The 26,620-nt window shown below is 40.8% G+C and carries 29 protein-coding genes and 1 riboswitch; of the genes, 4 read left to right on the forward strand and 25 right to left on the reverse strand.

All coding sequences use genetic code 11. The features are described 5' to 3' along the window. Positions 1–17: 17 nt before the first annotated feature. Together MHB38_RS15530 and MHB38_RS15535 are read right to left on the reverse strand one after the other, a co-directional pair. Positions 18–1,874: an alpha/beta fold hydrolase gene (locus MHB38_RS15530; RefSeq protein WP_182488913.1), complete on the reverse strand. Its 1,857-nt coding sequence runs from the start codon at positions 1,872–1,874 to the stop codon at positions 18–20. 58 nt (positions 1,875–1,932) lie between these two features. Beyond that, positions 1,933–2,517 (reverse strand): TetR/AcrR family transcriptional regulator, encoded by a 585-nt coding sequence (locus MHB38_RS15535; RefSeq protein WP_182488914.1) that lies wholly within the window; start codon positions 2,515–2,517, stop codon positions 1,933–1,935. 595 nt (positions 2,518–3,112) lie between these two features. Here MHB38_RS15535 and MHB38_RS15540 point away from each other — a divergent pair. Further along, positions 3,113–4,132 (forward strand): hypothetical protein, encoded by a 1,020-nt coding sequence (locus MHB38_RS15540; protein ID WP_136944535.1) that lies wholly within the window; start codon positions 3,113–3,115, stop codon positions 4,130–4,132. Between the two features lie 467 nt (positions 4,133–4,599). Here MHB38_RS15540 and MHB38_RS15545 read toward each other — a convergent pair whose 3' ends face one another. From MHB38_RS15545 to MHB38_RS15645, 21 genes are all read right to left on the reverse strand, one after another. Beyond that, positions 4,600–6,345: a DUF2075 domain-containing protein gene (locus MHB38_RS15545; protein ID WP_341003884.1), complete on the reverse strand. Its 1,746-nt coding sequence runs from the start codon at positions 6,343–6,345 to the stop codon at positions 4,600–4,602. Between the two features lie 3 nt (positions 6,346–6,348). Next, complete coding sequence (locus tag MHB38_RS15550; RefSeq protein WP_136944536.1) at positions 6,349–6,687, reverse strand: nucleotide pyrophosphohydrolase; 339 nt, start codon at positions 6,685–6,687, stop codon at positions 6,349–6,351. 785 nt (positions 6,688–7,472) lie between these two features. Beyond that, entirely contained in the window at positions 7,473–8,870 is a 1,398-nt protein-coding gene (sufB, locus tag MHB38_RS15555) for a Fe-S cluster assembly protein SufB (RefSeq protein WP_007500362.1), read from the reverse strand. Positions 8,871–8,887: 17 nt separating this feature from the next. Beyond that, a complete protein-coding gene (sufU, locus tag MHB38_RS15560; RefSeq protein ID WP_008347017.1) occupies positions 8,888–9,334 on the reverse strand; it encodes a Fe-S cluster assembly sulfur transfer protein SufU in 447 nt (148 codons plus the stop codon). Then, positions 9,324–10,544 carry a cysteine desulfurase gene (locus MHB38_RS15565; protein WP_035389339.1) on the reverse strand — a complete coding sequence of 407 codons (1,221 nt, stop codon included), beginning with the start codon at positions 10,542–10,544 and terminating at the stop codon, positions 9,324–9,326. Before MHB38_RS15565 ends, sufU begins: the two co-directional genes overlap by 11 nt. Beyond that, complete coding sequence (gene sufD, locus MHB38_RS15570) at positions 10,544–11,857, reverse strand: Fe-S cluster assembly protein SufD (protein ID WP_017359290.1); 1,314 nt, start codon at positions 11,855–11,857, stop codon at positions 10,544–10,546. The genes MHB38_RS15565 and sufD overlap by 1 nt, the downstream gene beginning before the upstream one ends. Positions 11,858–11,875: 18 nt before the next feature. Beyond that, positions 11,876–12,661: a Fe-S cluster assembly ATPase SufC gene (gene sufC / locus MHB38_RS15575; RefSeq protein ID WP_007500355.1), complete on the reverse strand. Its 786-nt coding sequence runs from the start codon at positions 12,659–12,661 to the stop codon at positions 11,876–11,878. 210 nt (positions 12,662–12,871) lie between these two features. After that, entirely contained in the window at positions 12,872–13,009 is a 138-nt protein-coding gene (locus MHB38_RS15580; protein WP_008347025.1) for a hypothetical protein, read from the reverse strand. A gap of 215 nt (positions 13,010–13,224) precedes the next feature. After that, positions 13,225–13,593 carry a carboxymuconolactone decarboxylase family protein gene (locus MHB38_RS15585; RefSeq protein ID WP_003212803.1) on the reverse strand — a complete coding sequence of 123 codons (369 nt, stop codon included), beginning with the start codon at positions 13,591–13,593 and terminating at the stop codon, positions 13,225–13,227. 104 nt (positions 13,594–13,697) lie between these two features. Continuing rightward, positions 13,698–14,519, reverse strand: coding sequence for a methionine ABC transporter substrate-binding lipoprotein MetQ (gene metQ, locus MHB38_RS15590; RefSeq protein ID WP_007500351.1), 822 nt, complete (start codon positions 14,517–14,519; stop codon positions 13,698–13,700). A gap of 14 nt (positions 14,520–14,533) precedes the next feature. After that, positions 14,534–15,202, reverse strand: a complete 669-nt coding sequence (locus tag MHB38_RS15595; RefSeq protein WP_341003890.1) for a methionine ABC transporter permease — start codon at positions 15,200–15,202, stop codon at positions 14,534–14,536. Then, a complete protein-coding gene (locus tag MHB38_RS15600; protein WP_024719778.1) occupies positions 15,195–16,220 on the reverse strand; it encodes a methionine ABC transporter ATP-binding protein in 1,026 nt (341 codons plus the stop codon). Before MHB38_RS15600 ends, MHB38_RS15595 begins: the two co-directional genes overlap by 8 nt. Before the next feature lie 155 nt (positions 16,221–16,375). Continuing rightward, positions 16,376–16,484, reverse strand: a riboswitch (SAM riboswitch). A 102-nt stretch (positions 16,485–16,586) separates the two neighbouring features. Then, positions 16,587–16,928, reverse strand: coding sequence for an SCP2 sterol-binding domain-containing protein (locus tag MHB38_RS15605; protein ID WP_008347033.1), 342 nt, complete (start codon positions 16,926–16,928; stop codon positions 16,587–16,589). A 120-nt stretch (positions 16,929–17,048) separates the two neighbouring features. After that, positions 17,049–17,351 (reverse strand): thioredoxin family protein, encoded by a 303-nt coding sequence (locus tag MHB38_RS15610; RefSeq protein WP_341003892.1) that lies wholly within the window; start codon positions 17,349–17,351, stop codon positions 17,049–17,051. An 11-nt stretch (positions 17,352–17,362) separates the two neighbouring features. Then, positions 17,363–17,707, reverse strand: a complete 345-nt coding sequence (locus tag MHB38_RS15615; protein ID WP_008347035.1) for a toprim domain-containing protein — start codon at positions 17,705–17,707, stop codon at positions 17,363–17,365. 131 nt (positions 17,708–17,838) lie between these two features. Beyond that, positions 17,839–18,075 (reverse strand): YusG family protein, encoded by a 237-nt coding sequence (locus MHB38_RS15620; RefSeq protein WP_008347037.1) that lies wholly within the window; start codon positions 18,073–18,075, stop codon positions 17,839–17,841. Positions 18,076–18,119: 44 nt separating this feature from the next. Then, the gene (gene gcvH / locus MHB38_RS15625) at positions 18,120–18,503 is read right to left on the reverse strand and encodes a glycine cleavage system protein GcvH (RefSeq protein WP_008347039.1); all 384 of its coding nucleotides are present in this window, start codon (positions 18,501–18,503) and stop codon (positions 18,120–18,122) included. A 66-nt stretch (positions 18,504–18,569) separates the two neighbouring features. Next, on the reverse strand, positions 18,570–18,926 hold the full coding sequence (locus tag MHB38_RS15630) for an arsenate reductase family protein (RefSeq protein WP_029575395.1): 357 nt from the start codon (positions 18,924–18,926) through the stop codon (positions 18,570–18,572). A 110-nt stretch (positions 18,927–19,036) separates the two neighbouring features. Then, positions 19,037–20,818, reverse strand: a complete 1,782-nt coding sequence (locus MHB38_RS15635) for an acyl-CoA dehydrogenase family protein (RefSeq protein ID WP_017359285.1) — start codon at positions 20,816–20,818, stop codon at positions 19,037–19,039. 14 nt (positions 20,819–20,832) lie between these two features. Beyond that, positions 20,833–22,008 (reverse strand): acetyl-CoA C-acetyltransferase, encoded by a 1,176-nt coding sequence (locus tag MHB38_RS15640; RefSeq protein ID WP_019743167.1) that lies wholly within the window; start codon positions 22,006–22,008, stop codon positions 20,833–20,835. Between the two features lie 12 nt (positions 22,009–22,020). Beyond that, positions 22,021–24,408 (reverse strand): 3-hydroxyacyl-CoA dehydrogenase/enoyl-CoA hydratase family protein, encoded by a 2,388-nt coding sequence (locus MHB38_RS15645; protein WP_019743166.1) that lies wholly within the window; start codon positions 24,406–24,408, stop codon positions 22,021–22,023. Positions 24,409–24,607: 199 nt separating this feature from the next. On the opposite strand from MHB38_RS15645, the gene MHB38_RS15650 reads away from it, so the two are divergent. Genes MHB38_RS15650 through MHB38_RS15660 form a run of 3 tightly spaced genes read left to right on the forward strand, consistent with a single transcriptional unit; the run spans position 24,608 to position 25,367 of the window. After that, the gene (locus MHB38_RS15650) at positions 24,608–24,745 is read left to right on the forward strand and encodes a YuzL family protein (RefSeq protein WP_008347049.1); all 138 of its coding nucleotides are present in this window, start codon (positions 24,608–24,610) and stop codon (positions 24,743–24,745) included. A 10-nt stretch (positions 24,746–24,755) separates the two neighbouring features. Next, positions 24,756–25,007, forward strand: coding sequence for a hypothetical protein (locus MHB38_RS15655; RefSeq protein WP_060698253.1), 252 nt, complete (start codon positions 24,756–24,758; stop codon positions 25,005–25,007). A 12-nt stretch (positions 25,008–25,019) separates the two neighbouring features. Continuing rightward, positions 25,020–25,367: a spore coat protein gene (locus MHB38_RS15660; RefSeq protein ID WP_007500333.1), complete on the forward strand. Its 348-nt coding sequence runs from the start codon at positions 25,020–25,022 to the stop codon at positions 25,365–25,367. A 31-nt stretch (positions 25,368–25,398) separates the two neighbouring features. On the opposite strand, the gene MHB38_RS15665 is transcribed toward MHB38_RS15660, so the two are convergent. Then, positions 25,399–25,650, reverse strand: a complete 252-nt coding sequence (locus MHB38_RS15665) for a YusU family protein (protein ID WP_035389350.1) — start codon at positions 25,648–25,650, stop codon at positions 25,399–25,401. Between the two features lie 72 nt (positions 25,651–25,722). After that, entirely contained in the window at positions 25,723–26,553 is an 831-nt protein-coding gene (locus MHB38_RS15670; protein WP_035389352.1) for an ABC transporter ATP-binding protein, read from the reverse strand. Positions 26,554–26,620 lie beyond the last annotated feature (67 nt).

Genomic DNA, 26,620 nt, shown 5'->3' on the forward strand with positions numbered 1-26,620 from the left:
TCGTTTTGGGGTGACTCCTATCTGCTAGTACAAATATTATTGATGACTAATGCTGCCGTTTCACTCGGATGGCTAAGAGGGAAATGGTGGCCATACGGAACAAAATCAACCTTCCCAAGATGCGATGGCGCAGAATAGCCTCTATCATACTCCCCCCAAATCATGTGTATGTTATCCTTTGTAACTTCTTTAAAGTCACCTTGATCGGTTTTCAGTAATAAATGGTTAAGCTGAACCGTCGTATTTAAAATTCTAGGAGAAGTAAAGCTGTTTCTGATTTTTTCAATATAATGTTTAGGGATGCTCTCCGTGCTTTCAAACAAACCATTTCTTAACACATAACGCTCTATCAAATGAGTCGTTGCCAATCTTAATGTCCATTTGTTCAGAAATTGAGGAACATATAGTGAATTTGCCTTTTGTTTAGCAACAGGCGGCTGAAGTAAAGTGATGGAATACTTCTTATCTATGTACCCTTGCCCCAATGCTTCCAAAAGAATATACGCACCGAATGAATGGCCGATTAGATGTGCACCATTCGTCGCTTTCTCTATTACTTTTTTCACTACATTCAAATAGATATCTAGAAGATGTTTCTCTCGTTTAAATGGAGAACGCCCCAAACCAGGAAGGTCCAAAATCCATACAGGTTGACCTGTTTTCTCATGAAGCTCTTGTGCTAAAGGAAATAAATCTTCTCCATCACTCAATAAACCATGTAATAAAATAAACGGCTTCCCTGCTCCTTGTAATTGGTAAAGGGTGTTATTATCGCATAATGTTCGTTTAAATAAATGTTGGTGCTCACCATTTTGATCCATCATTCGATAATCTAGATCTGCTACTACAGCAGGGAAAAATGTCATGACACTCGTCTTCTTAAACCAATCTTCTCCCATTATTTTTTTCACTGAAGCATTTGAAAACGTTCGTTTTGTCATAAAATTCAATCCGTCAGAAGGAATGTTTGTGAGTTTACTTACACCACTCTTCATGATAGCTTTCATCAGTGGCATTGGGACAGAGATGCTAGGTGCCTTCATATTCATACTTTCTGACATCATACTTAATAGTCCAGCAACGTTCTGATCATGCTCTTTGTCTTCAACAAGTGTATATGTTTGAATAGCCGGCTGCTCCAACTTGAAAACCTGTACAATAAACTTCGCAAACTCATCGTTTGAAATAAGTGGTAACCGATAGTCCTTACCTCCAGGAATCACCGGCATGAGCCCTCTTCGCATACTCTTTACAAGCAAACCCAATCCTGCAATTTGCTCTGTACTCCCTGTTTGACTACTACCAACGACAGTTGGCGGATTAATGACAGAAAGCGGATAACCTACTGCTGATGCCTGTTGACGAATATAAAGATCTGCTAAAAACTTTGTTCTCTCATAAGGATTTTTTATTTTCAAGTAATCGTTCCCTTCTTCAAACACGTCGATGGCAATCTTGCTATTTTGATCATCAAAGGGACTCATATAACCGACAACATGGATAAATTGCTGCAAGCCCTTCGATTGATGAATACTTTTAGCTAACTCACTAATGTGTTTGGCGCCATTCAAAAAGATAGAAGCTGCCTCTTTACTGGTTGCTTGAATATCCATCGGGCCTCCTGCGTGAATGATCACATCCGTTTTCAATACCCTCTCCTGATCTTCAGCACTTAGACCCAAATCGACTTTCGTCAAATCACCTTCAACAAAGTGCATCACTGACTCTTTTAAAATACCTCTTTCTTGAAAAATGCGTGTTGCTTTAATTTTTGACCTCACTAAAAGAAGAATGTTCACATTCTCTTTCGCTAATTCTTCGACTAATTGCTTTCCGATAAACCCTGTTCCACCAATTAAAAATACTGTTTTCATATGAGGTCTCCTTTTTAGTACTAACCAGTACTAATTTGATGTAAAAAAAATGCTTCTGTTATCGAAGCAAGTTAAATAAATGATCTGCTGTTTTTGTAATGACAGTGGCATCTTTCAATGTTTCTGAAATAAATAACGCTCCTTCAAGATTCGTCATAAAAAGTGATGCCACCTCATCAATCTGAATCGTATGTCTGAATTCCCCATTCTCTACCCCTTGTTTCAGTAATAGAGAAACTTTCTCTTGTAATCCTGTGAAAAAAAGACCTATTTTTTCTTTTATTTGTGTGGCCTTTACAGGGCTTTGAATATAAAGAGTAATAAATGGACAGCTCCCCTTATAATCTCTAGACTGAACGCCTTGTGATAATTGCTTTAAAAACAATTGAATTTGATCTTCAACTGAAAATTGGGTCTGAGACAGTACGTCATCCATTGCAGCTTGATACATATCAATCCAATAATCAACGACCCCTTCTAATAATTCTTCCTTATTAGAAAAGTGATAGTACACATTAGACTTTGACACTTTGCTTACACGAACTAATTCATCCATACTTGTATAAGCAAACCCTTTTTCTAAAAATAAAGTTGCAGCTACTTCAAGTACCCGTTTTTGATTTATTAATTTTGCCTTTGTCATAATTAGAACTATACAGTACTAATTTATTCAGGGCAAGTATTTATGTATATTTAGAAAAAAGTTTGATGCTACAAAATATAATGGCTTTAATGGGCCTGACTTCACGAACTAGATTAATCTGTCATTCCAGGAAGAATACTGTATACTTCTCCACATTTACATAAAAAAAACACAACACCATGAAGGTCTTTAATTAACAAATGGTATCATAACGATATCACTCGAAATTAAATGCCTTCAAAAGCGTTGTGTTTCAATGTCTTTATTAACAGATTGAACCTTCCATCTCGAATTTGATTAATTTTACCCGAAATGGCACGAATTGATTTATAAAAAGGTAGCCCAAACCCTTGATATATAGCTATTTCTTTAAATCGTATAAAATGGATTATAATTTTAACTTGGCACAAACTTGGCATGTTATTGGCACGGTGTTGGCATTGGAAAAATCATATAAAATCAGGACTTTACAGTAAGCACTCACGGCAAAGCAAATTAACACATTATAAGAGAAAGATGGTAAAGTTGTTATAAAATACATAGCTATTCGATAGATCGTTAATATCTTTATTATAAATGGGGAGGCTGGAAATACTTGGACAGGCTATTGTCTATTGGAACGAAACATGGATGTTTTACTATAATCGCTGGTTTTGAAGCATATCAAGAAGAAGTTGCTAAAGATAGAATTGTAAAACTAGAACAAGATAAGCAAAAGTTTATAAATGGGAGGGAAAATCCTAATAATAATATTGAATCTGTAGATACTTTTGATGAATGGATACAACGTTACAAGTCTCATAAGCTATATAAATGTCAGTGTAAATGTGGAAAAGTAGTTTATATGGTTGAGACTGATTTTTCAGGAAAAAGATGGAGAGATTGTGAAGGGTTTGAAGGTATAGGAGAAGATAAAAGTTGTGGGTTAAAGCAAGAGCGTATTAAAAAGAGAGTAGCTTCATATCCCAGAGTAAAAGACGAAAGCTATCATATTGATTATTCCAATACCACACATGAATCATTAGAGATATTAGAATGTATTAATGAAAATTATGAGGGAATACCTATTACATATGACAAACGAAAAAAGGGAGCTGGAGCTGGCAAATGTATTGTATATAAGTTATATAAATGTCGTTGCTATCTGTGTGGTAAAGAATATGAATTTAAATCATCAGATTTTGAGATAAAAATTGATGCATACGGGTCTAGAGCGATGGATGGATATTATTGTAATGCTTTTTGTGACTGTCATAACATTTCATCATTTCAATGGCGAACTATTAAAATACTAAGAAAACAGAATGTAGCATATAGAGTTGAGGTTGAGTTTCAAGACTTATATGGTGTAGGGCAAAAGAAATTGTTGCGTTATGACTTTGCTATTCTCGGTTCAGATAATAGCATTAAATGTCTTATTGAGTGTCAAGGTGAACAACATTATAAGCCTGTAGATGAGTTCGGTGGTGTTTCACAATTTGAGTATCAAGTAAAGAATGACGAATTAAAACGTAAATATGCAAAGTCACATAATATACCTTTATTCGAAATTCCGTATACTTGTAATACATACGAAAAGGAAATGAAATTTCTTAAAACTGCTGGAATTTTTTAATCACATATTTTCAGATATCGATTAAATTAACTGCACTTGTCAAGATGCACTAAGCCAATGAGATAACGATTGTCGGACATCGGATTAAGGGAGCATAAAATTCTAATTTATCGGTGTGTTTGATTTGAAAGTACATAAGACACTTAGATGTCTTATTTTATATCATCGTCAATTATCCCAGTCAAATCAAATTGTTAGTTCTTCCCCTAACCCGTTCGTTCAATAACAATTATTATCTTGATATTACTAAAAAAGAAGAAGACGAACTTAAAAAGTTCGCCTCCTGCACTGAAAAGTAATTTCAACATGGCACGAATTTGGCATTGCGTTGCCATTGTCTGAAGTCACATAAAACAAGGATTTTACAGTAAGAACTCACGGTCGCCGCTGTGAGTTTTTTTCATTTTTTTAAGGTGTTCTTATTGAGATAAAGCACCCGTTAGTCAAGCATGCAAAATATCAGGTACTTATTTAATCTCCAATACTTCCTCCATATACTTTTTAAATGCATCATTTTTCCAGAATCCCAGCCGAATCCCGTCAATTCCTCTAGTCATCAGAATATAGTAAATATTCAACACAAATAAGGTAAATTCATGTGCATTTTCAGGGCTTTCATCGTCTTTGGAGAACTTGCCGTTTACATTATGAAAATTCTCTGGATTGCCGAATAACCGTCCCTTTGCATCGACTTGAAGATCATTGCCGACTAAAACACCGACTTTATTCAAATCGATACCCTGGACTGCAAAAACGGAGCCAATCTGATCCTCAGCATCGGCATCCACTGAATTAATCCAATTTTCTTGAGTGGAATTCCATCTTCGTTTGATATTTCCTTCATGCCAATGAGTGATTAACGGGTCTTTGCCATCAGCCTGCTTCCAAGGTTCAACTAATCCACCTAGCACACGGTTTATATGTTCAGGATTGAAATTTCTGTCTTCTTCTACCCAATCAATCAAATTCTTTAAAGGTTCCGTTTCAAAATAGCCAAAATAAGCATCAGCATTACTATCTTGGAACACAGCTTTGTCAAATTTCGGGTTAAAATTCGTTTGTTTTAATAGACCTGTATCCTTATACAATAGATATTTAATACCATTTACGAAGTCTTCTGATGAATAGTTCTTTCCTGCTGGAGCTTGGATTCTAAATTGTGTTGTTAAGTATCTCTGTTCAAAGTCTTTGGTTGCTTCTTTGAATTGCACACGTGTCATATTGGCAGGGCGAATAGCTTGCAATACGTCATACATTAACACGATTTGACGGCCTATTTTTTTTAAAGACTCCAAGTGGTTATCATCCTGGGCAAATCTTCCCTTATACACTTTGTTGAAGGATGCCATTTGCTTGGAAAATTTTCTAGAAAGCTTATGAGATTCGTCAACAATTACAACATCATAATTTTCATCGGCATTAATCAACTGTGTCGAGGTAGCAAGTGTCAGGTTACTGTTGTTCATTCCATATACTCTAAAGATATCCTTTGCCGTTTTAATCCAATTAGGCTGCAAAACGACTGCTATTCGCTGATTAGGTTTTTCTTTCAATAGTTTAGCGACCAAATGAGTCAGCAATACGGTTTTGCCAGTCCCTGCATCCCCATTAATCACAAAGCTTTTATCAGGATTCGATTCAATCTCTTCAAGAAAGCCCATTTGCTGGTTTGTTAATTCTTTGATTGGGCTATATTTGACCAGTGCACCATTGCGCAACTCCTCTAAAGTCTTTGTGCTTACCCATCCATTAGGGTATAGCTCTTTTTCCCAAAAAGGTAAAATAACTTCTGAAGCAACCTTTTCTCGTTCTCGGTAGTCATTGACACTGTTGCCATAGGTTCGATTAATAATCTCATCATTATCATATTGAACCAGCTGCTTTTTAGATTTTGGATTGTCGGCCATAAAGTAGGTTATCAGCTGGCTTTCGACATCATCTAAGGCTGAACCGTTGAAATAGGATGAAATAAGAATCATTACTTGGTCGAAATCTGCTATATTAAATTTTTCCTCTTGACCATTGTAGTGCTGCCTATTCCGCTCAGTAAAGTGTTTCGTTTGTCCAATGTAAACCTTTTTCGACTTCGTACCTTTGTAGATATAAACGACATTGCCATTTCTAAGAATATTTTGTTCAGACTGGCGAAGTTTATCGAAACCTTCCAATTCTCCATTTTTCACTTTCAATGTTATACAGTTGTACTTAGCCATTGCTTAATCCACCTCATCCAGTTCATTATATTTCTTTTTTTGACCAAAGCTTTTAGGAACTGGATATTTCTCAGCATTTTTAATCAATTTTTCTGCGATGATTTCATCAATATCAAATCCCAGATTATCAGCCATCATATAAGAGTAAATCAGCACATCTGCCAGTTCTTCTTTAAGTCGCTCAGGATTTTCTTTGGATTCTTCTGGTGTTTTCCATTGAAATAATTCCAATAATTCATTTGCTTCTAAAGAGATGGAAATTGCCAAATCTTTTTCATTATGAAATTGCCGCCAATTGCGCTCATCTCTAAATTGATTAATCCGCTGCATTGTTTCACTCATATTAATTTCCTTTCATTCCTTTCAGAAAATGTTTCCCCTATCTTGATTATTGAACCAGGTATAGTAGGTTTCTTTTCTAACAATCCTTCAATATTTATGTACATATTTAGTTTATGTTACGAACCTTCCTTCTTCAACTATCCTGTCCCTTTAATTCAATAAAAAGAGCAACTACATAAAATAGCTGCTAAACGATTGGAGGGGTTGTTTTCAATTAAAAATAACAAAAAGCTATTAAAACTAAATGACATATTAGGCTTAAGTCTTTCCGCCTAACTTCTCAAGCCTTTTGAACAAAACATTTTTTTATTAACATCCTTTAATTTGGATTTTCGATATTCCATATAATTGGCTGAACGATGAACTTGATAGGATACTAGCCTTTTTTCTTGTTTTCTGGTTTCTGCCGATATTGGCGATAATATGCTTTCCATCCTTCTTCAATCATAGTGTACATTGTTATTCCTCCTTTGCCCCCATACTGCCTGAACAGGAATTTATTGAATCAGCCGAATGAGATGGAGAAATCCGGCTACTGACTCTTTAGGCATACTCATGCCGTTCTACTGCTTGAATCAGGTGCAAGCCTTCAATATGCATCAAATCGTTTGGGGCATAAAACCATCAAAACAACTGTCGACACTTATCTTAATATTACTGAAAAAATTGAAGAAGACGAACTAAAAAAGTTCGCCTCCTACACTAAAAGATAATTTCAACCTGGCACAAATTTGGCACGATATGAAATCCTCTCAAACCCCTGATATATAAAGGTTTTTTATTTATTAACCAATAGAACCTTCCATTTCAAACTTAATCAAACGGTTCATTTCAACGGCGTATTCCATTGGCAGTTCTTTTGTGAATGGCTCGATGAAGCCCATGACGATCATTTCTGTTGCTTCTTCTTCAGAAATTCCGCGGCTCATCAAGTAGAATAGCTGCTCTTCTGATACTTTTGATACCTTCGCTTCGTGCTCTAATGAAATGTTGTCGTTTAAGATTTCATTGTAAGGGATCGTATCAGATGTTGATTTGTTATCCATGATGAGTGTGTCACACTCGATGTTTGAGCGTGCACCCTCTGCTTTGCGTCCGAAGTGAACGATTCCGCGGTATGTGACTTTACCGCCTTGTTTCGAAATCGATTTCGATACGATCGTTGAAGATGTGTTTGGTGCAAGGTGAATCATTTTTGCACCTGCATCTTGGTGCTGACCTTTACCTGCTAGGGCAATACTTAATGTCATACCACGAGCGCCTTCACCTTTTAAGATGACAGCTGGGTATTTCATTGTCAGCTTAGAACCGATGTTTCCATCAATCCATTCCATTGTTGCATTCTCTTCACATACTGTACGTTTTGTCACAAGGTTGAAGACGTTGTTTGCCCAGTTTTGAATCGTCGTATAACGGCAGTAGCCGCCTTTTTTGACGATGATTTCAACAACCGCACTATGAAGTGAGTTTGTTGTGTAAACTGGAGCTGTACAGCCTTCTACGTAATGCACATGTGCGCCTTCATCAACGATGATCAGTGTACGCTCGAACTGACCCATGTTCTCAGAGTTGATTCGGAAGTATGCTTGAAGTGGTGTATCTACTTTTACGCCTTTTGGTACGTAGATGAATGAACCACCAGACCATACAGCCGAGTTAAGCGCAGCAAATTTGTTGTCAGTCGGAGGAATGACTTTTGCCCAGTGCTCACGGAAGATGTCTTCGTTCTCTTTTAATGCACTGTCTGTATCTTTAAACACAATGCCTAGATCTTCAAGATCTTGCTTCATGTTGTGATACACAACTTCAGATTCATACTGAGCAGATACACCTGCTAAGTACTTTTGCTCTGCTTCAGGGATTCCAAGCTTATCAAAGGTTTGTTTGATTTCTTCTGGTACTTCATCCCAAGAACGCTCAGAGCGTTCTGATGGTTTTACGTAGTACGTAATTTCATCAAAGTTTAATGCATTTAAATCTCCGCCCCATTGTGGCATCGGCATGTTGTAAAAGTGCTCAAGAGATTTCAGACGGAAGTCGAGCATCCACTGAGGCTCTTCTTTCATACGAGAAATTTCTTCAACGATCTCTTTTGTCAGTCCGCGCTCTGAACGGAAAATGGAAACGTCTTTATCAGAAAAGCCGTATTTATATTCACCAACATCTGGCATTTTTTTAGCCATCCATTTTCACTCCAATCTTATGATTTGCCGTTATCTTCGGCAGATGCGCCTTTTTCAAGCGCCTTCCAGGATAATGTTGCACATTTGATGCGCGCTGGGAATTTTGCGACTCCCTGCAGCGCCTCAATGTCACCAAGATCAATGGAATCGTCGTATTCTTTTCCTAGCATCATATCGGAGAAAATCTGAGACATTTTCAAAGCTGTTTCAATATCTTTCCCTTTAATCGCCTGCGTCATCATAGAGGCAGATGCCATCGAAATCGAGCATCCTTCTCCTTCAAATTTCGCATCGATGACTTTTTCGTCTTCGATTTTCATCGTGAGACGAATGCGGTCACCACACGTAGGGTTGTTCATATCGACGACAATGCTGTCGTTTAACACACCTTTGTTTCTCGGATTTTTATAATGATCCATAATCACTTGTCTGTACAATGTGTCTAAGTTTACATTAAAAGACATTCGTAAAATACTCCTTTGTCTTACGGAGCGCTGCCATGAGCTCGTCAATCTCCTCTTCTGTATTGTACAGATAGAAGCTTGCTCTTGCAGTCGCTGATACACCAAGCCATTTCATGAGCGGCTGTGCACAGTGATGTCCAGCACGAATGGCGACACCTTCCGTATCTAGAACAGTTGAGGCATCATGAGGATGGACGTCGTCTAAGTTAAACGTCACAAGTCCAGCTCGGTGCTGCGGTCCGTAAACCGTGGCACCTTCAAGCTCCTTAAAGCGCTCAAGTGCATAAGTCGCAAGCTGATGCTCGTAACGGCTGACTTCTTCCATTCCGATGTCATTTAAGAAATCAATCGCTTTTCCGAGCCCAATTGCTCCTGCAATAATCGGTGTTCCCGCTTCAAATTTCCACGGCAGCTCTTTCCATGTAGAATCATATAGATCCACAAAGTCGATCATTTCACCGCCAAACTCAGCAGGCTCCATATTATTCAAAAGGTCCTTCTTCCCGTAAAGAACACCAATGCCAGTCGGTCCACACATTTTATGCCCAGAGAAGGCGAAAAAGTCGCAATCCAAGTCCTGAACATCAATTTGCATGTGAGGGGTGCTCTGGGCACCATCGACGACGATAATTGCACCGTGATCGTGAGCAATCTTTGCGATGTCTTTAATTGGGTTGATGGTTCCTAATACGTTTGAGACATGTGTGACAGCAACGATTTTCGTTTGATGTGTGATGGTTTGCTTCACATCTTCAAGCGACAGCGTGCCGTCTTCCTGTAACGGAATATATTTCAATGTGGCGCCAGTTGCTTTTGCTGCCTGCTGCCAAGGGATGATGTTCGCATGATGTTCCATATGCGTAATAACGATCTCATCGCCTTCTTTAAGGTTTGCTCTAGCATAGCTGATTGCCACTGTGTTCAGTGCTGTTGTTGTACCTCTAGTAAAAATAATCTCCTGGACAGAAGAAGCGCCAATGAATGCTCGAACTTTCTCTCTTGCACCCTCGTATGCGTCCGTTGCTCTTGTGCCAAGGGTATGAACACCCCGGTGGACGTTCGAGTTGTAAGACCGGTAATACTCATTCATTGCATCAATGACAACTCGTGGTTTTTGAGATGTCGCTGCACTGTCCAAATACACCAAATCATGTCCGTTCACTTGCTGATGAAGGATTGGAAACTGCTCACGAACGTCTTTGATATTCATTATTTTACTTTCCTTTCAATCACAGAAACGAGCTGCTTTTTAACTCCTTCAATCGGCAGTTCTTTGACGACTGGATTTAAGAAGCCATAAATGACAAGTCTTTCTGCATCTTCTTTGGAAATCCCACGGCTCATGAGGTAATAGAGTTGAATTGGATCAACACGCCCAACAGAAGCAGCATGCCCTGCTGTTACATCATCTTCATCGATTAAAAGAATTGGGTTAGCGTCACCGCGTGCTTTCTCACTCAGCATGAGAACACGAGATTCTTGCTCCGCATTTGACTTCGTTGCGCCATGCTCGATTTTACCAATCCCGTTAAAGATAGAAGATGCTTGATCCTTCATGACACCATGCTTCAAGATATACCCTTCAGAGTTTTTACCGAAGTGGATGATGCTTGTTGTGAAGTTTTCCGTTTGATTCCCGCGGCCAACAACAACTGATTTTGTATCACCGAATGTACCGTCGCCCATAAGCTTCGTGATGTTTTCAGACACGACGTCTCCATCATTCATCAGGCCAAGCGCCCATTCGATTTTACTGTCACGTCCATTTGCCATACCACGTCTATTCACATAGACTGTCACACCTTCTGCAAGGTTATCCACTGCACCGTAAGTGACGCGGGCATTTGCACCTGTGAAGACTTCAGACACGATATTGAAGATCGCTTCTTCTGGTGTTGCCGTACTGATGTAGTTTTCGACATATGTCACAGCACTATGATCGTCTGCTACAACGATGACATGGTTGAACAACGTTGTTTCGTCATTTTCATGAAGATAAACGGCTTGAATTGGTGCTTCAAGCTCTACGTTTTTCGGTACATAGAGGAAAGCTCCGCCATTCACTAAAGCAGCATGTAGAGCTGTTAGTTTGTGCTCATCCACTTTCACTGCATCAGTCATGAAATATTTCTTCACTAGGTCTCCATGTTCGCGAATCGCAGTATGGATATCAGTGAAGATCACGCCTTTGTCTTTTGCTTCATTAGAAAGAGACAAGTATGCTGGCGTTTGATCACGCTGAATGTAGACTGTCTTATCTGTGTCCTCTAAATCAATAAGAGACTTCACTTCTTCAGGAAGCTCTTCTAAAGATCCAAATGGCGCACTTTCGACTGTATGCTGTTTGAAATTGGTTAAATTCCATTTAGAAATATTCGTTTTGTCAGGCTTTGGCATTGGAAGGTCTTCTGCTTTTTCAAGAGCCTGTAAGCGAAGGGAACTCATCCATGCCGGTTCCTGATGCTTCTCGGAGAAGCTTTTGACATAATCTTGATCTACTGATAATTTCGTTTCTAATGTCATCAATAATCCTCCTAACGCTTACGCTTCTTGACCAACAGTTTCGTCTTCAATTCCTAACTCTTTTTTAATCCAGTCATAACCTTCTGCTTCTAGACGCTGCGCGAGTTCTGGTCCGCCAGATTTCACAATACGTCCTTGCATCATGACATGAACGTGATCTGGTGTGATGTAGTTCAATAAACGCTGATAGTGAGTGATCATTAAGCAGCCGAAGCTTTCGCCGCGCATTTTATTAATTCCTTTAGAAACAACTTTCAGCGCATCGATATCAAGACCAGAATCGATTTCGTCAAGGATGGCGATTTTTGGTTCAATCATCATTAATTGAAGAATTTCGTTACGTTTTTTCTCCCCGCCTGAGAAACCTTCGTTTAGGTAGCGTTGTGCCATATCTGGGTCCATTTCAAGGAATTCCATGTTTTCGTCCATTTTGCGGATGAATTTCATGAGAGAGATTTCATCGCCTTCTTCTCTGCGTGCGTTAATAGCCGAACGAAGGAAGTCTGCATTTGTCACACCACTAATTTCAGATGGATATTGCATTGCAAGGAAAAGACCCGCTTGAGCGCGCTCATCTACTTCCATTTCAAGAACATCTTCGCCATCAAGCAAGATGCTGCCTTTTGTCACTTCATACTTAGGGTGGCCCATGATAGCAGCAGATAAAGTAGATTTACCTGTACCGTTTGGTCCCATTACTGCGTGGAATTCTCCACCTTTTATTTCTAGGTTTACACCTTTTAAGATTTCTTTCCCTTCAATCTCAACGTGCAAGTCCTTAATTGTTAATGTCGAAGCAGTCATATATCGATACCTCCAAAATAATCATTATTCTCAATTTATTCTCATTCTAATTTTATAACAAATTAAAAGTGAATACAACACATTCACGACAAGCGTGAGAGGATGCTCTCAAAATTCTAACAAAAAATACAGGTAGATAAAAGGATTTATGTCGAAAAGACTGTTTTCATAAAGAAAGGACGGGAAACTATTCTCCCCGTCCCTTGCTATTTAATAGCCTTGTATATTCATTTTTGCGAGCTGCCTTTTCTCATCTCGATAGGACTGCTCTCGTTTATATTCCACTTTCATCCTTAAGTCATGGTCTCTTTCGTACTCTGCATAACTCATGCCATGAGATTGATGCATGGCCTTTTCCATCTCGGCGGTATAATCCAATCCCAGTGTACTCTGGTCCGAACAAATAATAAACCATTCCCTTCTTTGAGTGTAGCTCCATTGTATCAAAGGCATGCTGCTTCACTCAAAAAGGATATGACGCAGTATACTGGCATATTTTCTCACACACTTGGCTGAGAAGAACTCAACTCCCTGATATGGAAAAATACCACCTTATCCTTCCCTTAATGCGTCTGTCCTCCAAATTCATCAATACATTGCTGAACAACTGTGATGCCTTGACTTAGCGCAGCACCGCCGCCAAACGCTGCCGCCACACTGACGACCTCCAGCAAATTCTCTTCTGTTGCGCCTTGGTCGAGCGCTCCCTTTGTATGATAGATCATGCAATATTCATCCTGTGCATGAATGCTGATGCCGAGGGCAATCATTTGTTTTTCTTTTTGTGTTAAGGAATCACTCTGAAAGCACTGCTCCGTAAATTCATTGAATTTCTTGCCAAACACCGGCATTTTCTTCTGAAATTCACCCATTGCCGTTTTATAATCCGTCAGTGATTGTTGCATCGATCCGCTCATATGTTGTTCATTCATCTTCATTCCATCCCTTCAGGTCATTTGTTCGTTTTTATTATGAGCGAGATTTGAAAAAATACACAAAAAAACCTCGCTTTCATGAAGCGAGGTTTTACAAGTTGTTATTCAGATACAGGCAATACTGCACCATCATACTTTTTGTCGATGAATTCTTTGATTTTATCAGAGTGAAGAACTTCCATTAATACCTTGATCTTCTCTGATTTTTCGTCACCTTTGCGAACAGCGACGATGTTTGCATACGGGTTGTTTTTCGTTTGCTCAAGTTCAATTGAATCTTTTTTCGGATTCAATTTATTTTGGATCGCATAGTTAACGTTGATAAATACAGCATCGCCTTCACTGTTTTCATAAGCTTTCGCTGTTAGTTCAGGAGCGATTTTTTTGAATTTTAGGTTCTTCGGGTTTTCTTTGATGTTTTTGACTGTTGCGTTGATTGTATCTACTTTTGGATCAAGCTTGATCACACCAGCATTTTGTAATAGGGCAAGCATACGTCCTTGCTCAGCTACGTTGTTTGTCATGATGATCGTGCCGCCGTTTGGAATATCTTTTACTGATTTGTATTTCTTAGAGTAGATACCGAAAGGCTCAAGGTGAACGGCACCAGCACTCACTAAGTTGTAATCTTTGTTTGATTTATTTTCTTCGTTTAAGTAAGGGATATGTTGGAAAAAGTTCGCATCCACTTCTTTTTCAGCTAATGCTTTGTTGTACATTTTATAATCGCTCAGTACTTTCACTTTTAGATCGTAGCCTTTTTCTTTTAGAAGTGGTTTTGCTTCTTCAAGAATCTCGGCATGTGGTGTTTTTGAAGCTGCAACCGTGATGGTTTTGTTATCGCTTGCGTTATTTGATGAACCGCAAGCAGCTAAAATGCCTGCAAATGCTAGAAATAGTGCACTTAAAATCAATTTCTTCATGAATAATTCCTCCCTTAACGTTTATCAATTTTATTTGTAATCAAATCACCGAGTATTTGAATGATAAAGACGATGATCAGAATAAACACAGTGGCTACAAGTGTGACATCTGTATTACCAGATTGGTATCCTTCTACATAAGCAAGGTCACCCAGTCCGCCTGCTCCAATTGCTCCTGCAATCGCAGTAGAGCCAATCAGAGCAATCGCTGTTACAGTAATTCCTGAAATAAGGGCTGGCAGTGATTCTGGCAGCAATACTTTGAAAATAATGGTCGACGTTTTTGCTCCCATAGATCTTGCTGCTTCAATGACTCCTTTGTCTACTTCACGCAGTGCAATTTCAACAAGACGTGCGTAGAAAGGGGCTGAGCCAATGACAAGGGCTGGTAATGCTGCATTTGGACCTAATATCGTGCCCATAATTAGTTTAGTAAATCCTAATAATAGAATGATTAATATGATAAAGGGAATCGATCTGAAAATGTTGACTACTGCGCCGATGACAGCATTAATTGGTTTGTTTTCCCACAAACCGCCTTTACTTGTCAAAAAGAGCAACAGCCCAAGGATGATGCCGATAGCAAAAGCAAACGCTAATGCAATGAGTGTCATATACACCGTTTCACCCGTCGCGTTCCAAATAACCTCTAGATCAACGTTCGGAAACCATTTCTCAAACATGTGTCATCACCTCGATTTCAACCTGTTTGCTTTGGATATAGGCGATGGCTTTTTCAACTTCGTTCTCGTCTCCATTAATATGGATAAAGAGTGTTCCAAACGCGCCTTCCTGCGTTTGAGAAATCTTTCCTTGCAGGATGTTCACATCGACCTTGAAGGATCGAATGATTTCCGTGATCAACGGCTGTTCGGCAGAATCTCCGATAAAGGACAACCGGACGACCTGACCTTCTTTTACTCTCTCTAGGACGTGCTCGATCGTTTCTTTTGCTTCTTCTGGTTCAGCAAGCTGTTTCACGAATCGTTTCGTCATTTCTTCTTTCGGCTGTCTGAAGACACGTAATACTTCGCCTTCTTCGACAATACGGCCATTCTCCATCACCGCCACACGATGACAAATTTTGCGAATGACGTGCATTTCGTGTGTGATCAATACAATGGTGAGTCCTAGTCGTTTATTAATATCCGCTAAAAGCTCCAGGATGGAATCCGTTGTTTGTGGATCAAGCGCAGAAGTGGCTTCGTCACATAGCAGAACTTTTGGGTCATTCGCTAATGCTCTCGCAATCCCTACACGCTGCTTTTGCCCGCCGCTGAGCTGAGAAGGATATGCATTTTCTTTTCCTTCTAAACCGACCAATTTAATCAGTTCGTTTGCACGAGCTCTCCGTTTTGACGTTGGTACACCTGCGATCTCGAGCGGGAACATAATATTTTGTCTCACTGTTCTTGACCAGAGCAAGTTAAAGTGCTGGAAAATCATGCTGATTTCTTGTCTTGCTTTCCGAAGTTTCGCATTCGATACTTCATTGATCCTGTTGCCTGCCACTTCAACGATTCCTTCTGTTGGCAGCTCCAGACCGTTTAATAGGCGAATCAGGGAGCTTTTCCCTGCGCCGCTATACCCGATAATTCCGAATATTTCACCTTTATCGATATCCAAGTTGACGTCTTTCACGGCATCAACATTTCCGCTTTTTGAATGATACGTTTTTGATACATTCTGTAAATGGATCACAGTCTGTTCACCTGCTTTCTTGCTGAATCTATAGGTTGCCATCACATACGTTCATTTATTCTTCCGACTGTTATGACGCTAGCCTGACGCAAGGTCAGTAAAAAAGACCTAACTGCAACGCAAGCAGAAAGGCCTTTTATATCAAATACGCCTTTCTCTCATCTTTCAAAGCGTTGCGGCTTTGAGTGAATTGGCACCAATTTCAGCTATGCTGACGGTTGCCGGGTTTCATAGGGCACGTCCCTCCACCTCTCTTAATAAGAGAAAATATGTTGTTTTATGTGATGTTCATGTTTTTACTAACGTAGAATATCATGCTATCTGAGATATGTCAACGCTGTAAATCGCTAATTTCCAAGTAAACGACTACGTTATCATTTTTCGAAAAAAACCGTTCGTCAGCCAAAGTACCGCTTCTAGTCTTAGAAGAGCTCGAAATGAGCCTTTCACTTTCACTTGTCCTCTGCTGATCAGCTGCTGTAAGGACATGTCTCCATCTAATAATTGCAAAATCTCTTTTCGCTCACCATAAAAGATGAGATCCGATAACTCAATTGCAGGTAGTTTCTTCACTTCACCACGTTCATCCACAATCAATGTACAAGAGTCCGTTTCCGCCTCAAATGTAATCTTCAAGGATGATGATGAGAGCAACGGCTTTAACAATAATCGCTGCCCTGCACTTCCATGGGCTTTCACATTTTCCACATGTATAACCTCCCTGTCATTTGGTTATACATAACATTTCTCTACAAACATCGGCTTGTCCTTTATAAATAGCTCGACAAATTTTCAAATGAATTGCTTGAAATATGACAAAAAAACGCTTTATTTAGCGGTTTCAATCATTTCGTGAAGATATGGAACGGAGTGAAAGGCATAGCCTTTTTGCATTATTTCACCCTTTTTAAACAGGAGAAAGCAAGGGACACTTTCGATCTCAAATGCTTTTGCAAAACTTGGCGAGTAATTTAAATTATTCTCATAAAAAGGAACTTCCGGCTGCATGGCATCAACCACTGCCAGCATCTTCTTTGCCAGCTGGCATGTTCCGCAAAATGGTGTATATAAGTACAAAAGAAATAAATCGTCCTCTATCTCCTTGAATTCATGCTCTTCAATCTCTTTCATATACGTCACCCTTATAAATATTTCGAATGAACATCAATGTTTGCAGCTAATAGAATAGATGCAATATGGGCTGACGGTGAAGCGGCCACTTCGCGGTACGTTCTGTCGACAAAAAGATGCAGTGCTTCAGGGAATTCTTTTCGAAATTGCTTCCGCAGTTTGTCGCCAGCATCGTCACTGTCTGCTAATATGTAAACGTCTTTCCCGAATAAATCGTCCACAAGCTGATCCAGCTTCGAAGTACTGATCGTGCCATTGGTGCAAATGATGGTAACAGGTTCACTTATGACTTCTTTTAGCTTCTGTTTATCTGATTTACCTTCTACAATGATGACCTTTTCTATCTCGACATTCATCACGATCACCCGGCCCTTTTGACGTTGATTCACTTCTTCCTTAGATTACAATCTTTCATTCGGGTTGTAAAGATTGGGCACTTGATCAACAAAAAGGCTGTAGCATTCACTCACTACAGCCTTATCTGTGATTAGCACCAGCCATTTTCATCGTCACAGTCTACATATTTTTCAGTCCCATGGGTCAACGTATCTGACAGACGATAAAAACGGTTTTGATCATAAGAATAACCTGATTTTAATTCATATTGATTTTCACTAATCATCGTGCCAATCTCTTCGTTTTGATGGTAAAGCACCATGCCGCTCTCTTTGAATCGTCCAGTGACATGCTCTGTTATATCCACCTGTTCTTTTTGAAAAGACAAATTGGACACCCCCCATAAAGGTAGAGTGTCCAATTTCACATGAATTAGTCTTCTTTTGTCATTTCTTCATATTGCTCAGCAGTCATTAAGTTCTCGATTTCAGATGCATCCGCTGGCTCTACTACGATCATCCAAGCTTTTTCGTATGGAGAGTCGTTGACGAACTCTGGGCTGTCATCAAGCTCGTCGTTTACTTCAACGATTGTGCCGTTAATCGGTGCGTATAGTTCAGAAACTGTTTTGACTGATTCTACACTTCCGAAAGGCTCGTCCGCTGTGATTTTGTCTCCTACTTCAGGAAGCTCAACGAACACGATATCCCCTAGCTCAGATTGAGCAAAATGCGTAATACCGATACGCACCTTATCTCCTTCTACTTTGACCCATTCGTGTTCTTCTGAATAACGTAAATCTTTTGGTGTGCTCATTTCATACCCCTCCAGTCTTTTCTTACAATCTATATTGAAGATACCACAATCTGAATGAAAGTTACATCATTTCCAGACGCTTTTAAATGTATCTTCATTAAATCCAACTGTCACTCGTTTGCCGTCTGTTGTAATTGGACGCTTGATCAGCATTCCATTAGACGCAAGTAATTCAAGCTGCTCGTCCTCTGACATTGCAGGAAGTTTATCTTTCAGCTGCAGCTCTCTGTATTTCTGACCGCTCGTATTAAAGAATTTCTTCAGCTCTAAACCGCTTTTTTCGTAAAGGGCTTTTAATGTGTCTTTATCAGGCGTCTCTTCGACGATATGTATGCTGTTGATGTCTTTATTGTGTTCTTCCAGCCATTTCTTTGCTTTTCGGCATGTACCGCAAGATGGGTATTCGTAAAAATCTAAAGCCACCATTTTCACCTCCTGCAAATAGTGACAACATTTTATCACAAAACATGTTGAAAACCTAAATGTATGCTTACAAAAAGGTGCGACATGATATCCGCACCTTTTAAGCCGTCTTATACGATATATTTCTCTGCTTCAAAGATTCGTTTCGCCACCTCACGCTTTTTCGCAATGACATTCATTGGCGTGAATCTTGTCAGCTTGCGAAGGGCTGACAGACTCATACGGAGTGAATCTCCTTCTTCCATGGCAATCAATGATTCTTTCGCATGAGCTTCAATTTTTAAAAAGGCTTCCTGCGTGAAAATTTGTGTATACGCAAGCTTTTGTGCATTTTTTTCTGTGCCTGATGCTGCGATTGCTTTTTCCGTACGCAAGACCGCCGACTCAGCAGCAAAGAGTTCATTGACGATATCTGCTATATTCACAAGGATTTCTTGCTCTTTGTCTAATGCTTTCCCATATTTCATGGCGGCCATACCTGCCACCATCAAGGCGATCTTTTTCGCATGGGCAAGTAAGTATTTCTCTTGATCAAGCGGCTGATCACCCGGCTCTTCCGGCATCATCATCATTAGCTCTTCCTGTAGGGTTTGCGCTTTTTGAAGAAGCGGAAGCTCTCCTTTCATCGCTTTCTTCAAGAAGGTGCCTGGCACAAGCAATCGGTTAATTTCGTTCGTTCCTTCAAAAATACGGTTAATTCGTGAGTCGCGATAGGCTCTTTCGACTTCGTATTCTTGCATGAAACCATATCCGCCGTGAATCTGCACACCTTCATCCACAATATAATCGAGCGTTTCAGAGCCAAGCACTTTACAAAGAGAGCATTCAATCGCATATTCTGCAATGGATTGCGCAATTTGTTTCCCATCCTTTTGCTCCTCGTCACTTAACAGACCCATTCTTTGTTCAAATAACCCGACTGTGCGGTATACAGCACTTTCCATGGCATAAAGCTTTGCCGACATGTTGGCTGCTTTTTCGCCAATTAAGCTAAATTGAGAAATTGGTGTTTTAAACTGCTTGCGCTGATTGGCATACTCTGCCGATAATTGAATGACTCGTTTTGATGCTCCGATTGTCCCTACAGCCAGCTTATAGCGTCCAATGTTCAAAATGTTAAAGGCAATGACATGACCTCTGCCTGCTTCACCAAGCAAATTCTCCTTTGGCACTTCGGCATCTTCAAGGATTAACGTTCTCGTCGATGACCCTTTAATGCCCATCTTTTTCTCTTCAGGTCCTGTTTTGACTCCAGGAAAATCCTTTTCTACGATGAAAGCAGAGAAGTGTTCACCATCAATCTTCGCATACACGACAAACACATCGGCAAATGCGGAGTTTGTGATCCATTGTTTTTCCCCATTGAGGACATAATGTGTTCCAGCTTCATTCAGGACTGCCGTTGTTTTCGCACCTAGCGCATCAGAACCTGACCCTGGCTCTGTTAGGGCATAGGCCGCAATTGTTTCTCCAGAGGCGAGTCCTGGCAGGTACTTTTCCTTTTGCGCTTGATTGCCGAACAGCACGATCGGCAAAGAACCGATCCCAACATGGGCGCCGTAAGAAAGAGAGAAGCTGCCTGCTCTTGCAAATTTTTCAGTAATGATGGCTGAGCTGATTTTATCTAGCCCAAGCCCGCCAAATTCCTCAGGAACATCAGCACCAAGCAGGCCAAGCTCTCCAGCCTTTTTCAAGAGACGAACAGAATGCTCGAATTCATGATTTTCAATTTGATCGATGTGCGGAACGACATCTTGTAAAATGTAATCTTCTGTTGTTTTCCCGATCATTTGATGTTCATCAGAGAAATCCTCTGGTGTAAAGATATGCTCATAATTCGTCTCATCAATTAAGAAACTGCCACCCTTTTTTACTTCTTCCATTGCTTTCATCCTGTTTTCCCCCTTTAGATCAATTCAAAAATGCCTGCTGCTCCCATGCCCCCGCCGATACACATCGTCACAATACCAAATTGTTCATTTCGCCGTTTCATTTCATGAATGAGGGACAGCGTGAGTTTCGTTCCTGTACAGCCTAGCGGATGTCCTAATGCAATGGCGCCGCCGTTGACATTTACCTTCTCTTCATCGATCCCTAAATGACGAATGACTTGAATCGCCTGAGAAGCAAATGCTTCATTTAATTCAAACAGCCCGATGTCCTTCAGCTCTAGACCAGCGATTTTCAGCGCACGCGGAATGGCTTCAACCGGCCCAATTCCCATGACTTCAGGTGGTACACCGCCAACAGCAAACGCTCTGAACTTGGCGAGCGGCTGAAGAGAAAGAGAAGATGCTTTTTCGCGATCCATCATCATGACACATGCCGCTCCATCACTCGTCTGCGAAGAGTTTCCTGCAGTCACTGTGCCTTTTGTTGAGAAGGCAGGTCGTAACGTTGAGAGAACCTCCTCTGTTGTGCCCGCTCTGACACCTTCATCTTGTGAGAACGTAAATTGGCGTTCTTCTAGTTGATTCTGCTCTCCTACCCGTCTTTCTGTCACATCAACGGGAACAATTTCATCTGAAAATTTCCCTTCTTGAAGTGCCTTTGCTGCCTTTTGATGGCTCCTCACCGCAAAAGCATCTTGATCTTGCCTTGTGACCTGATACTTTTGCGCCACTTGCTCCGCTGTGTGGCCCATGCTCATATAGTATTCAGGCGCTTGCTCTGTCAAAAGAGCGTTTGGACGAATGGAGTGACCCATCATTGGGACTTGCGACATCGATTCGACGCCTCCGGCCAAAATGGTTTCTGCCTGCCCAAGCATAATTCGTTCACCTGCATAAGCAATTGACTGCAGACCAGAAGAGCAATAGCGGTTAATGGTAATAGCAGGTACTGTATATGGCAAACCTGCTAATGCCCCAATATTCCGGGCCACATTCAGCCCTTGCTCTGCTTCTGGTGTCGCACATCCGATGATTAAATCATCGATTGTTCCATCATAATCACCGGCACGCTTTAGCGTTTCTTTTACACACAATGCGCCCATATCATCAGGTCTGACATGTTTTAATGATCCCTTTTTGGCTTTCCCTACTGGTGTTCTTGCGCCAGCTACAATCACTGCTTCTCTCATTTTGACTCCCCCCTAGTTACGTAAAGGTTTTCCTTTAACGAGCATGTGCTGCATGCGTGCCTGAGATTTGACTTCCCCTACAAGACTTAAAAAGGCTTCTCTTTCAAGCTCTAATAAGTATTGTTCATCCACCTCTGTACCAAATGGCAATTTGCCGCCAGAAATGACATGTGCTAGTTTTTTCGCAATGGTCATGTCATGGTCTGAAATGTATCCAGACAATCTCATGTTTTCAGCAGCCAGCACCATTGCTGCGTAGCCTGTTTCCCCCATCACGGGCACCTTTCGCTTCAGAGGTGCACGATAACCCGCTTCATCAAGAGAAAGAACGAGTTGTTTCGCATCATGGATTAAATGATCACCATTCATGCTGATCCGGTCATTCACTCGGAGCATCTTCATATCACGCGCTTCCTCTGCTGATGTAGATACCTTTGCCATCGCAATGGCTTCAAAGGTTTGTAGCGTAGCATCTTGGATCGCAGTTGCTGATGGCTTTTCCGCTCCTTGCAGATGGCGAATATAGAGTTCTTTGTTTCCGCCTCCGCCCGGTATGAGTCCGACCCCCGCTTCGACAAGCCCCATATACGTTTCACTGGACGCTTGGATAGCGGCTGCTGGTAGACAAAGCTCCGTCCCTCCGCCAAGTGTCATACCAAATGGTGCAGCCACAACTGGACGGTCACTATACTTCACCTTCATCATCGCCTGCTGGAACCTGCGAATGACAAAATCAATTTCAAAGAAGTTGTCGTCCTGTGCTTCCATTAAAATTAAGGCGAGATTCGCACCAACACAGAAGTTCTTTCCTTGGTTACCGATGACCAGCCCTTTATAATTCTTTTCCGTTTCATCTACAGCACGATTGATCATATCAATGACATCAAGCCCAATGGCATTACTTTTCGAATGAAATTCAAGCAAGACAACATCATCCCCGATATCGATCAAGCTTGCACCTGTATTTTTAAAAATGACATCGTGTTTCTTTTTCAATCTAGCTAACGAAATATTCTTGTCGTTTCCCTTTTCCTGTTCATAAGCACCATTCTGATAAAATGCACGGTCTCCTTCGGCATTTTCTTGATAGAATGTGTCATGTCCTTGTGAAAGCATATCTCGCACCCAGGTCGGGATGCTGTGCCCTTCCGCTTCCATTCGACTGACGGCTTTTTTCACGCCAATCGCATCCCACAGCTCGAACGGGCCATGCTGCCAGCCAAATCCCCATTTCATGGCGTTATCGATGGACTGAATATCATCCGCAATGTCGCCTTTTAGTTGAGCTGAATAAAGAAGAACAGGTGCGGTCATATTCCAAAGCAATTGCCCAGCACGGCCGTCTTGATAAATAAGCGCTTTCAATTTCGCTTTTGTCCCCTTTTGCTGCTTGGCAATGTCAATGCCCGGATCCTTCAGCTTTGTCCGTTCTCCGTATGTGAGTGTGACAGGATCAAGCTCTAAAATGCTCTTTCCGTTTTTTTGATAAAATCCTTGCCCTGCTTTGCTGCCGATCCACCCTTTTTCGAGCATTCTTTCCATAAACTCAGGCAGCTGAAAAATATCTTTTTCCTTTCCTTCTACCTGTTCATACACATTGCGGGCTACATGAGAAAATGTGTCGAGTCCCACCACATCAAGTGTGCGGAAGGTCGCACTTTTCGGTCTGCCAATGAGTGGACCTGTAACAGAATCGACCTCTCCGATCGTGTATTTGTTCTCAAGCATTTCACGCACTGTGACAAGAAGCCCATAAGTGCCAATTCGGTTGGCAATAAAGTTCGGTGTATCTTTTGCTTCGACCACACCCTTGCCAAGTACATCTTCACCAAATGTTTTCATATATGAGAGTACTTCTGGATCTGTTTCTTGAATAGGAATTACTTCTAACAGCTTTAAATAACGAGCTGGGTTAAAAAAGTGAGTGCCTAAAAAGTGGCGTTTAAAATCAGCTGATCGGCCTTCTGCCATTTTTTCAACAGAAATACCGGATGTATTGCTGGATACGATGCTGCCTTCTTTGCGGTGTTCGTCGATGAGAGAGAATACGTGTTGTTTAATGCTGAGCTTTTCAGTGACGACTTCAATGATCCAGTCAGCATCGTGTAATAAGGAAAGGTGATCTGTGAGATTTCCGGGTGTGATGTATGATAGGTTTTTGGCTGAAGTAAGAGGTGCTGGCTTTTGCTTTAACAATTTTTTCATTGCGTCTTGGCTTAATCTATTCCGAACACTAGGGTGATCAAGCGTTAGCTTTTTTGCCGTTTCTTCCTTTGTCAGTTCATGTGGCACAATATCTAGCAATGTTACTGGTATCCCGATATTGGCTAGATGTGCAGCAATGCCTGAGCCCATGACACCTGAACCAATGACAGCCGCCTTGCGAATATGTTTGCCCATAAATATCCCCCTAAACATTTTGAATGAACAGTCATTCATTTTTTGTCCAAAAAAAAGCAATGCCTCTTTCTTTATCTTAAAAGATTTTCCGAAACAGTTCAATAGCAGATTTCAAAAATTTACACATTCTCATGCGACTTTCTTTACAGCGTATGAATTAAAGACGAGGGGGAATTGTAAGAATGGAGGTGATGTCCACATGTCTCGTTTGCAAAAGAACCCATCAAAAGCAGGCGTAAGTGCTGCAAGTGTGAAAGGAAACGCAGGTCCATCACAAGAAGCAGACCTAGGTGGTAAAAAGACCAGTCAAAATCAGCAATATAAAAAGAAATCGTAAGGAGGAACACATCTTGAACAACCAGCAAATGAATATGCCCCCACAGGTGATTTCAGTAAAAGATTCCTTGTACCTAGAGGATATGCTGAACTGGAATTTGATCGCCATGAAAAAGGCTCATTTTATGGCCGAGCATTGTCAGGATCAAACATTGAAACAAGAACTCAATCAAGTTGGCCAAATGCATCATCAGCATTACACACAAATTCTTCAGCATTTAGGCAGCTCAGGGCAAGGCCAGTCTTCTGGCTTTATGCAATAGGAGGTAACAGACATGGAACAGCAAAACCAACAAAAAATCGGGAATCCACAAACGCCGGTTCCAACAACGACAAACATGAACGATCGCGACTTTGTCACAGACCTTTTGTCGACTGAAAAATATATGACAAGCGGATATAACACAGCGCTCAATGAATTCAGCCATGAATCTCTTTACCAAGATATTCAGCGAATTGCGCTAGAAACACAAAAAACGCAAAGACATTTATATGATGTCATGTTCAAATATGGCTGGTACTCTGTCGAAGCCGCTGACCAGCAGAAGCTCCAGCAGGCACATCAAAAGTTCCAGCAAACACTGACAGATCAATCACCGTACGGATCATCACCCATGTCATAAAGAAAAACTGCCAGTTTGAGCTGGCAGTTTTTTAACGGTCTTTATTCGCACGATGAGCTTCATTTAATTGCTTGATCCGCTGAATCATTTCTTTGATGTCTTCTTTTGCCTCTGGATACATGTCATTAAAATGCTTGGCTAAAGGCGGCATGCTTTTGGCAATATGAGAATAGATGATCCACTGCGTGACCTCTCTTTTCAGTTCCTCATTCGTTTCACCAAGCAGCAGCTCTGTATATTTATCAAGTAGGCCTTCGAGCTTTTCATCTAATTCATTTCCCATTGGTATTCCGCTCCTTTTTTCAGAAAAAAGCCTGACTCTGCATGTAACAGATGTCAGGCTTTTCACATACGATTATCTTGCAGCAAGAAATGTCTCAGCTTGTGCCTGTTGGACAATACAGCGTCCTCTGCCGTGCGGAATACATAACGGCGTTCCGAATAAAGGATCTGTTGTGACTTGGCAGTTCATATCAAAAACATTTTTCACAAGATCACAGTTAATGACAGTTTCCGGTCTTCCTTCTGCATAAATCGCCTTGTCTTTAATGGCCACAAGGTGATGCGCATATCTGCAAGCGAGATTGAGGTCATGCAGAACCATGACAATCGTGCGCTGCTCTTTTTCATTTAAATCAAAAAGAAGATCCAGGATTTCAATTTGGTGCGTCATGTCTAAATACGTTGTTGGCTCATCTAATAGAATAATATCCGTCTCCTGAGCCAGTGTCATCGCAATCCATGCACGCTGCCTTTGTCCACCTGATAATGAATCAACCGTTCGATCAGCAAGGTCTTCCATCTTCGTTGATTTCAGTGCGCGATTTACCGCTTCTTCATCTTGCTTTGACCATTGCTTCAGCCAATTTTGATAAGGATATCGCCCTTGCTTGACGAGTTGATGTACCGTTAATCCTTCTGGCGCTTCCGGTCCTTGCGGAAGAATGGCGAGCTGTTTCGCCACTTCCTTTGTTGGTAATTTGGCAATGGAATGACCTTCAAGCAGGACAGAACCACCCATTGGCTTCATGAGACGGGCCAAAGAGCGAAGTAGCGTGGATTTACCGCATCCATTGCTGCCAATAAATACTGTGATTTCACCCTTAGGGATTGACACATTTAGTTCGTCTATGATCATTGTTTCTCCGTAACCTAAGCTTAAACCTTCAGTAGAAATGGCACTCATTCCGCTCAAACGCTCCTTTTCTCATCCAAATTTTTTATATTGAATATCGTCTATGTAGACGTCAAAG

It is taken from the genome of Bacillus sp. FSL K6-3176 (assembly GCF_038003325.1).
Classification (GTDB): domain Bacteria; phylum Bacillota; class Bacilli; order Bacillales; family Bacillaceae; genus Bacillus; species Bacillus altitudinis.

Excerpts from the sequence above, each read along its gene's own strand:
- MHB38_RS15530 (WP_182488913.1), bottom strand. The coding sequence starts at position 1,874 with ATGAAAACAGTATTTTTAATTGGTGGAACAGGGTTTATCGGAAAGCAA.
- MHB38_RS15535 (WP_182488914.1), bottom strand. The coding sequence starts at position 2,517 with ATGACAAAGGCAAAATTAATAAATCAAAAACGGGTACTTGAAGTAGCT.
- MHB38_RS15545 (WP_341003884.1), bottom strand. The coding sequence starts at position 6,345 with ATGGCTAAGTACAACTGTATAACATTGAAAGTGAAAAATGGAGAATTG.
- MHB38_RS15550 (WP_136944536.1), bottom strand. The coding sequence starts at position 6,687 with ATGAGTGAAACAATGCAGCGGATTAATCAATTTAGAGATGAGCGCAAT.
- sufB (WP_007500362.1), bottom strand. The coding sequence starts at position 8,870 with ATGGCTAAAAAAATGCCAGATGTTGGTGAATATAAATACGGCTTTTCT.
- sufU (WP_008347017.1), bottom strand. The coding sequence starts at position 9,334 with ATGTCTTTTAATGTAAACTTAGACACATTGTACAGACAAGTGATTATG.
- MHB38_RS15565 (WP_035389339.1), bottom strand. The coding sequence starts at position 10,544 with ATGAATATCAAAGACGTTCGTGAGCAGTTTCCAATCCTTCATCAGCAA.
- sufD (WP_017359290.1), bottom strand. The coding sequence starts at position 11,857 with ATGACATTAGAAACGAAATTATCAGTAGATCAAGATTATGTCAAAAGC.
- sufC (WP_007500355.1), bottom strand. The coding sequence starts at position 12,661 with ATGACTGCTTCGACATTAACAATTAAGGACTTGCACGTTGAGATTGAA.
- MHB38_RS15580 (WP_008347025.1), bottom strand. The coding sequence starts at position 13,009 with ATGCATCAATCTCATGGCATGAGTTATGCAGAGTACGAAAGAGACCAT.
- MHB38_RS15585 (WP_003212803.1), bottom strand. The coding sequence starts at position 13,593 with ATGAATGAACAACATATGAGCGGATCGATGCAACAATCACTGACGGAT.
- metQ (WP_007500351.1), bottom strand. The coding sequence starts at position 14,519 with ATGAAGAAATTGATTTTAAGTGCACTATTTCTAGCATTTGCAGGCATT.
- MHB38_RS15595 (WP_341003890.1), bottom strand. The coding sequence starts at position 15,202 with ATGTTTGAGAAATGGTTTCCGAACGTTGATCTAGAGGTTATTTGGAAC.
- MHB38_RS15610 (WP_341003892.1), bottom strand. The coding sequence starts at position 17,351 with ATGAAAGAGATTGAAGAGCATGAATTCAAGGAGATAGAGGACGATTTA.
- MHB38_RS15615 (WP_008347035.1), bottom strand. The coding sequence starts at position 17,707 with ATGAATGTCGAGATAGAAAAGGTCATCATTGTAGAAGGTAAATCAGAT.
- gcvH (WP_008347039.1), bottom strand. The coding sequence starts at position 18,503 with ATGAGCACACCAAAAGATTTACGTTATTCAGAAGAACACGAATGGGTC.
- MHB38_RS15635 (WP_017359285.1), bottom strand. The coding sequence starts at position 20,818 with ATGAAAGCAATGGAAGAAGTAAAAAAGGGTGGCAGTTTCTTAATTGAT.
- MHB38_RS15640 (WP_019743167.1), bottom strand. The coding sequence starts at position 22,008 with ATGAGAGAAGCAGTGATTGTAGCTGGCGCAAGAACACCAGTAGGGAAA.
- MHB38_RS15645 (WP_019743166.1), bottom strand. The coding sequence starts at position 24,408 with ATGGGCAAACATATTCGCAAGGCGGCTGTCATTGGTTCAGGTGTCATG.
- MHB38_RS15650 (WP_008347049.1), top strand. The coding sequence starts at position 24,608 with ATGTCTCGTTTGCAAAAGAACCCATCAAAAGCAGGCGTAAGTGCTGCA.
- MHB38_RS15660 (WP_007500333.1), top strand. The coding sequence starts at position 25,020 with ATGGAACAGCAAAACCAACAAAAAATCGGGAATCCACAAACGCCGGTT.
- MHB38_RS15665 (WP_035389350.1), bottom strand. The coding sequence starts at position 25,650 with ATGGGAAATGAATTAGATGAAAAGCTCGAAGGCCTACTTGATAAATAT.
- MHB38_RS15670 (WP_035389352.1), bottom strand. The coding sequence starts at position 26,553 with ATGAGTGCCATTTCTACTGAAGGTTTAAGCTTAGGTTACGGAGAAACA.